We start from the raw sequence: 504 nt of genomic DNA, 5'->3' as shown, positions 1-504 counted from the left end.
CTACAATACTTAATAACAGATTATTATATATTTTTTTCATGATTGTTCGATTTAAAATTTAACTCTAACGCCTGCTGTGATTGATTTTGTTGATGGGTAATTGCCACGATCCCAGCCGTTTACCGTTGATGATGCCCAAGATACTTCCGGATCATAGCCGGTATATTTGGTGATGGTAAAGTAATTTTGCGCGCTTATGTAAATATTGATAGACGATATTTGGACAGAATGAAGTTGGTTAGAATAAAAGGTATATCCTAAGGTAACATCTTTAATTTTCAGGTAATTGCCATTTTCTTCCCATAAACTATTGGCATAATCTCGGGTATATTGCATACTATTGGCTGAAGGCTTGTCACCGCTATTGCTACTTCCAGCGCCCTGCCAGCGGGCATTATAGGCTGCTTGTGTAGGAGTCCATTGCCCATTAAGCGTAAGACTGTATTTACGGAGCTCATTTACCCTGTCTCTTATACACATCTGACGCTGCCGACGAACCACGAC

The 504-nt window shown here is 39.7% G+C and carries 1 pseudogene; it reads right to left on the bottom strand.

The features are described from left to right. Positions 1 to 51: 51 nt before the first annotated feature. Positions 52 to 504 (bottom strand): annotated as a pseudogene (locus tag JHD69_RS20170) (TonB-dependent receptor); the annotation flags it as partial.

Source organism: Pedobacter sp. ASV12, from assembly GCF_016429155.1.
In the GTDB taxonomy this organism is placed as follows: domain Bacteria; phylum Bacteroidota; class Bacteroidia; order Sphingobacteriales; family Sphingobacteriaceae; genus Pedobacter.
The sequence above is the reverse complement of the archived record's forward strand: the minus strand, read 5'-3'. Positions and strand labels throughout refer to the sequence as shown.